This window comes from Saccharothrix obliqua (assembly GCF_019375475.1).
Lineage (GTDB): Bacteria > Actinomycetota > Actinomycetes > Mycobacteriales > Pseudonocardiaceae > Actinosynnema > Actinosynnema obliqua.
Genome location: NZ_JAHXGQ010000004.1, coordinates 148742 through 156583, shown reverse-complemented (window position 1 = coordinate 156583; position 7842 = coordinate 148742). Strand labels below are relative to the sequence as shown.

The 7842-nt window shown below is 75.3% G+C and carries 5 protein-coding genes; all 5 read left to right on the top strand.

Annotated elements, in window-relative coordinates; all coding sequences use genetic code 11:
* Positions 1-2 precede the first annotated feature (2 nt).
* Complete coding sequence (locus KZQ38_RS14170; RefSeq protein ID WP_219442127.1) at positions 3-1229, top strand: condensation domain-containing protein; 1227 nt, start codon at positions 3-5, stop codon at positions 1227-1229.
* Between the two features lie 3 nt (positions 1230-1232).
* Positions 1233-1919 carry a thioesterase II family protein gene (locus KZQ38_RS14165; RefSeq protein ID WP_219442125.1) on the top strand — a complete coding sequence of 229 codons (687 nt, stop codon included), beginning with the start codon at positions 1233-1235 and terminating at the stop codon, positions 1917-1919.
* The gene (gene glyA / locus KZQ38_RS14160; RefSeq protein WP_219442123.1) at positions 1916-3208 is read left to right on the top strand and encodes a serine hydroxymethyltransferase; all 1293 of its coding nucleotides are present in this window, start codon (positions 1916-1918) and stop codon (positions 3206-3208) included. Before KZQ38_RS14165 ends, glyA begins: the two co-directional genes overlap by 4 nt.
* Complete coding sequence (locus KZQ38_RS14155; RefSeq protein WP_219442121.1) at positions 3205-5289, top strand: non-ribosomal peptide synthetase; 2085 nt, start codon at positions 3205-3207, stop codon at positions 5287-5289. Before glyA ends, KZQ38_RS14155 begins: the two co-directional genes overlap by 4 nt.
* Before the next feature lie 486 nt (positions 5290-5775).
* A complete protein-coding gene (locus tag KZQ38_RS14150; protein ID WP_219442119.1) occupies positions 5776-7764 on the top strand; it encodes an AAA family ATPase in 1989 nt (662 codons plus the stop codon).
* Positions 7765-7842 lie beyond the last annotated feature (78 nt).

Below are 7842 nucleotides of genomic sequence, written 5' to 3'. Positions count from 1 at the left end.
CCGTGACACCCGCGTCGCCCGCCGAGCGGCGGTTCTGGTTGGCCGAGCGGATCCGGCCCGGCGCGCTCGCCGCCGTCGCGTTCGGCCGGGTTCGGGTGGACGGACCGGTGCGGGAGCCGGAGCTGCGTGCCGCGGTGGCCGCCGTGCTGGCCCGGCACGAGGCGTTGCGCACGGCGTTCGCCGTCGTGGGCGGCGAGCTGGTGAGGTCGGTCCGCCCGGCGCCCGCCGACCCGGTGCGCGTGCTGCCGCCGGGCACCGGGCCGGACGAGGCGGCGGCCGGGCTGGCCGCGCGGCCGTTCGACCTGGCGGAGGGCGAGGTGTTCCGGGCTGCCCTGGTGCCGGACCGGCACGGCGCGGACCTCCACCTCGCCGTGCACCACGGCGTGTTCGACGGGTTGTCCGAGGAGGTGTTCACCGCCGACCTCGCCACCGCGTACGGCGCGGCGCTGGCCGGTGCGGACCCGGTGCTGCCGGTGCGCGGCCGGTCGCCGGTCAGCGGCCCGTCGCCGGCGGAGGAGGCGGAACTGGCCGCCTACTGGCGGGACGCGCTCGCGGGCGCGGGCGACCTGCCGGACGGCGGTGTCGAACTCGGGTTGCGGGAACTGGCCGACGACGTGCTGGTGTCGGTGCCCGTGGATTGCGCGCCCGACACCGTGGCCCGCGTGCGTGCCACGGCGCGGCGATTGGCGTGCTCGCCGTTCGCGGTCGTGTTCGCCGCGTACGGGCGGGCGTTGGCCGAAGTCGGTGGCGTCACGGACTTCTGCGTGGGCACCGCGGTGTCGGTGCGCGAGCGGGGTGCGGAGGACGAGGTGTGCTGCGCGCTGAACACGCTGCCCATCCGGTTCCGCGACCCGGCGCGGCCGGACGTGGTGGCCGCGGTGTGGGACGCGGTCGTCGCCGCGCTCGGGCACGCCGCGTTGCCGTTCGACCGGATCGTGGCCGCGGCCCGGCCCGCGCGTGGCAGGCGGATGCCGGTGCACCAGGCGTCCTTCGCGTTCCAGAGCTGGACCCGGGCCCGGCACCCGGCGGGACCGGCGGTGCTGCGGTCGGTGCCCGCGCCGCAACGCGGCCTCCAGCACGAGCTGCTGCTGGAGCTGCGTGACGAGGGCGAGGCGTGGCCGGGTCGGGCGCAGGCCGTCTCGCGGTCGTTCTGGGCGACGCGGCTGGACGAGCTGGCCGGCGCGTTCCACCGGGCGCTCGCCGACCTGACCACCCGACCGGAGGGATGAGCGATGCCGACGAGGATCATGTGCCTGCCCCACGCGGGCGCGGGAGCGAGCGTCTACCGGCCGTGGCGGGACCACGGCTCGGGGGCCGTCCGCATCACGCCCGTCCAGCTGCCCGGCCGGGAAGAGCTGTTCGTGGAGGACTTCTACCCGACGATGACGCGTGCCGCCGAGGGCACCGCGGCACGGGTGCTGGCGGCGGCGGGGGGTGAGCCGTTCGCGTTGTTCGGCCACAGCTTCGGCGCGGTCCTCGCCTACGAGACGGCGCACGTGCTGGTGGCGCGGGGCGCGCCACCCCGTCACCTGGTGGTCAGCGGCGCGCTCGCGCCGCCCCGCGTGGTCGGGCGGATGCCGGTGTCCGGGCTGGACGACGACCAGCTGGCCGCGGGCGTGCGGGACATGATCGGGTACGACCACGAGGCGTTGCGCGACCCGGACCTGCGGGAGCTGCTGCTGCCCGTGCTGCGGGCGGACATGGTGCTGCTGGAGGACTACCGGCCGACCACGCGCCCGCTGCCGACGCCGATCACGGCCCTGCGCGGCGCGGACGACGTGATGGTGAGCGCCGCGGCCAGTCGGGAGTGGGCCGACCACACGTCGGAGCGGTTCGCGCTGCTGGAGCTGCCCGGCGGGCACATGTACTTCACCGAGGCGTTCCCGCTGCTGTGGAAGACGGTCGAGGACCTGCTGTGAACCTCGTGGACGAAGACCCGGAGCTGGCGGGCGCGCTGGCGGCCGAGGTGCGCGCGCAGCACGACACCCTCGCGCTGGTGGCGCACGCGAGCCTCGCCGACCCGTCGGTGCTGGCGGCGGCGGGCGCGGTGCTGAACAACGTGACCGCCGAGGGCTACCCCGGCGCGCGGTACCACCCCGGCGCGGCGCGGTTCGACGTGGTGGAGCGCTTGGCCGTGGCCCGCGCCAAGGCGGTGTTCGGCGCGCGGTACGCCAACGCGCAGCCGCACTCGTGCTCCTCGGCGAACCTGGCCGTGCTGGTCGGCCTGCTGCCACCGGGCGGTGTGCTGCTCGGCATGGACCTGGACGCGGGCGGGCACCTCACGCACGGCGCGCCCGCGTCCGTCACCGGGCGGCACTTCCGCGCCGTCCACTACGGACTGGCGGGCGGGCTGATCGACTACGACCAGGTCGCGGAACTGGCGCGCGCGCACCGACCCGCCGTGGTCGTAGCGGGCGCGAGTTCGTACCCGCGTGCGTTGGACTACCGGCGGTTCCGGGCGATCGCGGACTCGGTCGGCGCGTACCTGGTGGCCGACATCTCGCACGTCGCCGGGCTGGTCGCGGCGGGCGAGCACCCCAGCCCGATCGACATCGCCCACGTGACCACGACCAGCACCTACAAGCAGCTCGGCGGTCCGCGCGGCGGCCTGATCATGAGCGGCGTCGAGCACGACCGCCCCGGACCGGGCGGCACGGGCACGCTGGCGGAGCTGATGCAGCGCAGCGTGTTCCCGCGCACCCAGGGCACGCCCAACCCGGGCGCGATCGCCGCCAAGGCACGTGCCCTCGACCTCGCGCTGCGGCCCGACTTCCGGTCCTGGGCACGCCGCGTGGCCGCCGACGCACGCGCGCTGGCCGCCGGGCTCGTCGAGCGCGGCCACCGGGTGCTCACCGGCGGCACCGACAACCACCTGGTGCTGCTCGACCTCCGCCCGCACGGCGTGACCGGTGTCGTCGCGGAACGGGCGCTGGAGGGCTGCGGCATCCTGGCCAACCGCAACCGCGTGCCCGGCGACACCCGGCCGCCGCTGGTGGCGAGCGGCCTGCGGCTGGGCACGAACGTCGTGGCGCGACGCGGCATGGGTCCGGCGGAGATGGCGCGGTGCGCGGAACTGGTGCACGTGGTGCTCGCCGCGGTCGCCCGCGACCGCTTCGACGGCGAGGTGCGCGCCCGCGTCCGGGCCGAGGTCGCCGCGTTGTGCGCGGAGTTCCCGCTGCCGTTCTACCCGCTGGAGGTGGGCGTGTGAGCACGCTGCTGCCGACCGACCGGGCCCGCGTGCCCCGCCCGGTGCGCCGCACGGCCGTGGTCCGCGTGCCCCGACCCGGCGGCCACCCGGTGACCCGCTTCGCGGAGGCGTTCGCGGAACTCCTGCGCCGCTACACCGGCCGGACCGAGGTGACGTACGAGGAGTGCGTGCTGCTCACCGCCGACGACGGCGCGCGGCGCGAGTTGACGGTCGTGGTCGGCGACGACCTGACCGCCCGCTACGACGCGGACCTGTTCGACGAGGGCACGATCCGCCGCCTGCTCGGCCACCTGGGCGTGCTGCTGGACGACCCGGACGGCGCGCTGCCCACGCCCGCCGAGCAGCGGCTGCTGCTGGTGGCGTGGAACGACACCGCGGCACCCGTGCCGGAGGGCTGCGTCCACCACCGCTTCGAGGCGCGTGCCGCCGCCCAGCCGGACGCCGCCGCCGTGGTCCGGGGCGACCGGGCGTGGACCTACGACGAGGTGAACCGGGCCGCCAACCGCCTCGCGCGCCGGTTGCGCGGCCTCGGCGTCGGTCCGGACGTGCGGGTCGGACTGGGCCTGGACCGGTCGCCGGACCTGCTGGTGGCGGTGCTCGGCGTGCTGAAGGCGGGCGGCGCGTACGTGCCGCTCGACCCGGGCTACCCGCCCGCCCGGCTGGCCGGGATGGGGCGCGGCGCGGACCTGGCGGTGCTGGTGACCCGCACCGACTTGGCCGTCGACCTGCCCGGCACGCCGACCGTGCTGCTGGACCGCGACCCGTTGCCCGGTCCGGACACCGACCTCGACGGCGGCGCCGGGCCGGACGACCTGTGCTACGTGATCTTCACGTCCGGTTCGACCGGCGCGCCCAAGGGCATCGCCCTGCGGCACCGGGGCGTGCTGAACAACCTGGTGGACCTCAACACCCGCTACGCGGTCGGTCCCGGTGACCGCGTGCTGGGCCTGTCGTCGCCGAGTTTCGACATGTCCGTGTACGAGCTGCTGGGCATGACCATCGCGGGCGGGACGCTGGTGCTGACCGACGCGGACCCGGCGACGTGGGCGCGTGAGCTGGTCGACCGGTCGATCACCGTGTGGAACTCCGCGCCCGCACTGCTGGAACTCGTGCTGGAACGCCTGGCCGGGCCGCTGCCCGCGGTGCGGCTGGTGCTGCTCGGTGGCGACTGGGTGGCCGTGTCGCTGCCGGACCGGTTGCGCCGGCACGCGCCCGGCGCGCGGGTGGTCGTGATGGGCGGGGCCACCGAGTCGTCCATCCACACCACGCTGTACGAGGTGGAGCGCGTCGACCCGGCGTGGACGTCCATCCCGTACGGGCGGCCGATGGCGAACCAGCGCGTGTACGTGCTCGACGAGCGGATGCGGCCGGTGCCGGTCGGCGTGCCCGGCGAGCTGCACCTGGCGGGCGTCGGGCTCGCGCGCGGCTACCTCGGACAGCCGGAGCTGACCGCCGAGAAGTTCGTGACGTGGTCGTGGGGACCGGTGCGGGAGCGGCTGTACCGGACCGGCGACCTGGTCCGGTACCGGCCGGACGGTCGGCTCGAACTGCTGGGGCGCTTGGACTTCCAGGTGAAGGTCAACGGGTTGCGGGTCGAGCTGGGCGAGGTGGAGGCGGCGTTGCGGCGGGTGCTCGGCACCCCGGACGTGGTGGTCGCGGCGGCCACCGACCCGACCGGCGACCGGCGGCTGGTCGGGTACGCGGTGGGTGCGTTCGACCCGGCGGGGGTGCGTGCCGAGCTGGCGGCCGTGCTGCCGCGCTACCTGGTGCCCGCGGTGGTGGTGCCCGTGGACCGCCTGCCACTGAGCCCGAACGGCAAGGTCGACCGGCGCGCCCTGCCCGCCCCGGTGTGGTCCGCGGGCGGCGAGTCGCCGGCGGACGAGGTGGAGGAGCACATCGCGGCCGTGTGGCGGGACCACCTGGGTGTCGCCGAGATCGGCCGGGACGCGGACTTCTTCGCGCTCGGGGGCGACTCGATGAAGGCGTTGCGCGTGGTCCGCGAGATCGACCCGGCGTTGACCATGGCGGACCTGTTCGCGCACCCGACGGTCCGGGACCTGGCCCGGCGGCTGCGCGGGTAGGCGCCGGCACCGGGCGATCCCGCATCAAATTCCTCGGAATTGGCTTTCGCAGATCACCGGCGGAGGGTGGCGGTCGTGCATCCGCCCGTGCGGCTGCACATGCGTTTCGGGGCGGGCGGGAATCCCGAGCCGTCCGACCGGGCACGGTGTCGAACACAGCTCGATATGCACCCTTCTCGGATGCCGAAGTACCTTTTCGTGATCCCGTCGATACCTCTCCGGCACGGCAAGTTCACACTTTTGTGTGGTTCTGGGGTGGTCAGCGGAGTGAGCCCCGTATCACCGCCGAGCGGTGTCCGCCTCAGGTCGGGCGGCACGGACCACCGCATTCCGGCGTGCACGTCGTCCGCAACAGTGCGGGCACAACCGCCCTATGCCCATTTACCGCGTTAACCGAGCCACCCGGCGAGGGGCTTAGGATACGCCCGCTTCAAGGAATTCATGGTCGGTTACCTCATTGCTTCGACGCCCGCGGGAGGGCATCGGGTGGTAGTGGAAGACCCGGGCCGGGCCGGCGGCCACCCGGTGGTGAACTCCGCGTCGGGCCACGCGGGAACGGTGTTCCAGGCGAACAACGTGAACGGCCCCGTCTCGCTCGGCGTGCCGAGGTGCGAGCCGCAACCCGGCCTGGTGTCGGTCGAACCACCGGTTGGCAGGCTCGCCGGCGAGCTGCACGGCCGGGACGCCCTGCTGGCGGGGCTCACGGCCGCGGTGGACCGGGCGGACGGCGCGTTGATCGTCTTATCGGGGGCGGGTGGCCTCGGGAAGACCGCGATCGCGCTCGCCCTCGCCCGGCGCCTGCGGCGGCGCGCACCGGACTTCCCGGTGTGGTGGGTGGACGCGGCCACCGGCCCGGGGCTGGTCGCCGGCCTGCGCGAGGTGGCCCTCGCGGCGGGAGCCGACCTGCCCGACGTGGTGTCGGCGTGGTCGGGCGGCCGGTCCGCGCCCGACCTGCTCCACCAGGCGCTGCGGAAGGCGCCCGGACCGTGGCTGCTCATCGTCGACAACGCCGACGACGTGCGCCTGCTCGCCAACGGCGGGTCGCCGAGCGACGGCACCGGCTGGGTGCGCCCGGTCACCGGCACGCGTGGCGTCGTCCTGGTCACCACCCGGGAGCGATCCGCCCACGCCTGGGGGACCGCCGCGGAGCACCACGACGTCCGGCCGCTCGCGCCCGACGCGTCGATCCGGCTGCTCAACGCCGACTCCGCCGCCGCGGCGGAGGCGGGCGAGCTGGCCGCGCGCCTCGGCCACATGCCGCTCGCGCTGCACCTCGCGGGCCGCTACGTGACCGCGGTCAGGGACGGGCTGGACGTGCCCGGCCTGGTCCGGCCACGCGACTACGCCGAGTACGGGGACATGTTCCGGGAGCGGTTCCCCGAGATCGACGCCCTGCACCGGCTGGGTGGCGAGCCCGACGAGCGGCGGCTGCTCAACCGCACCTGGGAGCTGTCGCTCGACCTGCTCACCGACCGCGGGCTGCGCTGGGCGCGGCAGCTGCTCCGCCTGCTGGCGTGCTTCGGTCCCGGCGCGGTGTCCTCCCTGCTGCTCGACGCACGGGTCCTCACCGGAACGGCGTTGTTCGAGGGCATCACGGCGGAGGACGTCGAGGCCACCCTCCGCGGCCTGCTCGACCTCGGCCTCCTGGAGCGCGCCGAACCACGCGCCCCCGAGTGCCTGTGGCTGCACCCGGTGATCCGCGAGGCCAACCGCCACCAGCAGGACGTGGTCGACCACGTCGCCACCTACCTCGCGCTGTGCCTGGCGGTGCTGGACGGCGCGACCACGGAGCTGGGCTTCGCCGCGCCGGACCGGGCCCGGTGGGCGGTGCTGGCGCCGCAGTGCGAGTACGTGGTCGCGCAGGTGGAGCAGCGTTCGGCGGAGCTGCGCCCCCGGTACGCGTGGGAGCTGATGGCCAGCAAGCTGACCTGCCGGCTCGGTCGGCTCGCCCGCGCCACCGGGTCGTACGCGCGGGCCGCCGACCAGTTCGACGCCGCGGTGCGCGTGCGCACCCGCCACCTCGACCGGTGGCACCCCGAGGTGGTCGCGATCCGCCGCGAGCGGCTGTCGCTGGAGTGGGAGCACCGGCCGGCGCGCGCGGTGCTCGACGGGCTCGCGGCGCTCGCCGAGAGCTGCCGCGCGTGGCTGGGCGAGCAGGACCCGCTGACCATCGCGTGCCTGCACGACGTGGCGCAGGCGCGTGCCGAGGCGGGGGAGGGCCGCGTCGGCGAGCACTACCGCGAGGTGGTCCGGCTGCGGCGGCGGCTGCTCGGCCACGACGACGTGGAATCGGTCAGCGCGCAGCTCGCCCTCGTCACCGCCCTGTGGGAGAACGGCTCGGACGCGTGCGAGGCGGAGTTCGGCGTGCTGCGCGCGATGGTCGACGGGCTCGGGGACGGGTCGGCGGTCGACCGGGAGTCGCTGCGCGAACACGTGGCGGGGTTGCTGGCGCGGTACCGCGAGACCCGCGGGTGATCACGGCAGCGTTGCGAAACGGCTGGTACGCGTCTTTTGTCGGTGGGCGTCGCTAGCCTCCGCCCCATCGAATCCGAG

What these genes read in the sequence shown, in the direction of transcription:
- KZQ38_RS14165 (WP_219442125.1), top strand. Translation starts at nt 1,233, where the DNA reads ATGCCGACGAGGATCATGTGCCTGCCCCACGCGGGCGCGGGAGCGAGC.